The 2,513-nt window shown below is 42.2% G+C and carries 5 protein-coding genes; all 5 read right to left on the bottom strand.

Going from position 1 to position 2,513, the window contains the following annotated elements; genetic code table 11:
• On the bottom strand, positions 1–177 hold a 177-nt coding region (locus ACTJLE_RS06205), incomplete at its 3' end, for an ssDNA-binding protein (RefSeq protein ID WP_481267874.1).
• 4 nt (positions 178–181) lie between these two features.
• Positions 182–1,312: a DUF2800 domain-containing protein gene (locus ACTJLE_RS06200; RefSeq protein ID WP_473412442.1), complete on the bottom strand. Its 1,131-nt coding sequence runs from the start codon at positions 1,310–1,312 to the stop codon at positions 182–184.
• A complete protein-coding gene (locus ACTJLE_RS06195) occupies positions 1,305–1,613 on the bottom strand; it encodes a hypothetical protein (protein WP_112928554.1) in 309 nt (102 codons plus the stop codon). The genes ACTJLE_RS06200 and ACTJLE_RS06195 overlap by 8 nt, the downstream gene beginning before the upstream one ends.
• An 11-nt stretch (positions 1,614–1,624) precedes the next feature.
• Positions 1,625–1,804 carry a hypothetical protein gene (locus ACTJLE_RS06190; RefSeq protein ID WP_004114712.1) on the bottom strand — a complete coding sequence of 60 codons (180 nt, stop codon included), beginning with the start codon at positions 1,802–1,804 and terminating at the stop codon, positions 1,625–1,627.
• A gap of 102 nt (positions 1,805–1,906) precedes the next feature.
• Positions 1,907–2,513, bottom strand: a 607-nt coding sequence (locus tag ACTJLE_RS06185) for a sigma-70 family RNA polymerase sigma factor (RefSeq protein ID WP_481267873.1), incomplete at its 5' end; no start/stop codon positions are given.

Genomic DNA, 2,513 nt, shown 5'->3' with positions numbered 1-2,513 from the left:
CGCAGCATCAATAGCTTTCTCGATAGCCGTAATCGTTTCAACATCATCTTTAGGGATAAGCAGTGAAACACTATATTTTTCAGGACCGCCGTTAATAGACTTTGGCTCCCAACCGTTGAAATAGGAAAGACGCGTGTTCTTACCAGTGATAACTTTCGTGTTATTTAATTTAGACATAGTACTAATTCTCCTTTTTGAATTCTTGGTTTACATTTGTTACATTGACTTTTGCCCGCTTATCCGAGTCTGGTACGAGCGTAAGTTTTCCGGACGGTTTGATAATGAGGTCGCCCAGAATATCCTCAAATTTTTTCTTGCCCATAAGCTTTTGCATTTCTGTTAAACCGATAAGACTAGTTTTGAAAATGTCACTAAAGCCATGAGCTTTCGCTTTCTCAATAACAGCTGTCTCGTCCTTAAACTTGCGAACTGAACGTCCTTCCACGAGTTTGAAACCGCTCCACTCTTTGCCGTGGTTAATAGCTGAATCTGTGGCGTAAGCTAAAACATCATCAGCCCACTTCGTGAGCTTAGGTATAAGCGTGAGCACTTCTTCAATCTCACTATCTGTTAAAACAGATGGCGGTTTGAACTCAAGTTCTGCAAGTTTAAGGTTTTCTTCCGCACGTTTACGGCACGTGGCTTTTGCCCTGCAAAACCTGCACCAGTCACCGGCTTCAAATTCGCCTTCGCCTTTAATAGCAAGCTCTGCTTTAGGTTTAAGCACGCTTTCAGCCCAACAGATAAGCTCCGTGACAGGTAGCGTAAAAGTGGATACGTTGTCACGCCGTGGCTGAAAAATACTCATCTCAACAGTTTGAATCTCGTACAAGCTGTCGAAAAGCGTTAAAGCTCCAAGCGCGTAGCATTTCATCTGCGGATTCTCGTAAGCATCAACCAGCACGCCCTGACCATACTTAAAGTCGATAACCTGCAGCGTTTTTTCGCCTACAATAATGCAATCCGCTGTACCAAACCCGTCCGGCACGTAAGCTGAAAAATCAACCTTCTGCTCTATGAGAAGGATAGGATCTTGACAGTTAAGTTTTGTCTGCTCGTATTTTTCCATTACGAAATCCACGTAAGCATCCGAGCATTCCTGCATCTCGTTTGAGTCATACTCGGTTGACGGTTTTTCACACGGACGGTTAAGAAGCTTATTCAGCTTGTACTCACACCACGCGTGTGCCGCCGTTCCTTCCTCAGCCGCCGCAGAAGTAGTGTTTTCAAACTTTTCTTCTAAAACAGCACTCGGAGTACACTTAATCCACCTGTGAGCAGAAGATGGGGAAAGTAAAGCATGCTTAGTCACTTGTCATACCTTTCGCCTCTTCAAGAAGCTCAGCGTACTTACTTTCATCAAGTTCTGAAAGCCTGTTAGCTCCGAACTTGACGATAAGCGCTTTTACTTCCGCGGTTTTACCATGTTGGCTAAGTTTTGCTAAAACCGCTCGCACATCCTCTAAACTCACCTTTTTAACAGACTCCTTATTATTAGGAGCTGTTTCTTTACAACCAGCACCAGAAGCACCAGCATCATCAAATAGTGTTTTAAGATGAGCTGTTAAGTTTTCCAAGTCTTTGATGACTTCTTTCAATATTTCATTGTTCACGGTTTTCCTCCTTAAACTTCTTTGACATCGACTGACTGAACACTTTTCCCGGGATCTAATAGGTAGACTTGCGAGTAATCACCAAACAGCCAGCGGATAAACCGTTGAGGTAATCGCATCACAGCTCCACGTAGAACCTGTTTCTTCTCACCGTTTTCACCGGTGACGTTAATAACGATCTTGTGTTTCACGAGTTTTGCCTCCTTTCTATAAGGGGTTTCTTCCTTACACATCACAGGCAAAGAAAAAGGAGGAGTTTTTAACCTCCTCCAAATAAAATTTCTAGGATTTTTTTAACGCGTTTTTCTAAGCTTTTCGAGAGCCTTATCCAAATGCTTTTTCACGCCAGCAGACGAGATACCAAGAATTCTTGCAATCTCTGACTGAGTGTATCCTCCAAAAAACATCAGTTTTACTACTTGACTCTGCTTATCTGTCAGCACTGAAAGCATTGATTCTGTTCTCTCTGACATTTCAAAACCATAATCATCACCGCTAAAACCATAATCATCAGTAGTACTGAGAGCTTCAGCAATATAACTTTTATCTACTTCAAGCTCGCCATCTGCATCAAAGTCAAGTGAAAGATTATAGTTACGCGGAAAATGCTCGTTAGCAGCATACTCCACATCATCCTTGTTAGGCTCATAACCATGCTTAAGATTAAACCGCCGGATATATTCTTCTTTCCACGCTTCAATCTCAGCTTTTTCTTCAGCAGTTCTAGTAGGACGCAGATTCTTATTGTTGTAGTAAACCTCACTGTCATCCATTGAGTGAAGCATCTTAATATACGCTTCAGTGACACCATTCTCGCCCGGCTTGATTTCGATAGTTTCTTCACTATAACTACCATCTTCATTACGAACACAACTTGTATACTTATATGTTGCTCGATCG

Source organism: Gardnerella sp. CCPDSM, assembly GCF_056754715.1.
Note: the sequence above shows the minus strand (reverse complement) of the source record. Positions and strands in the feature narration are given on the sequence as shown.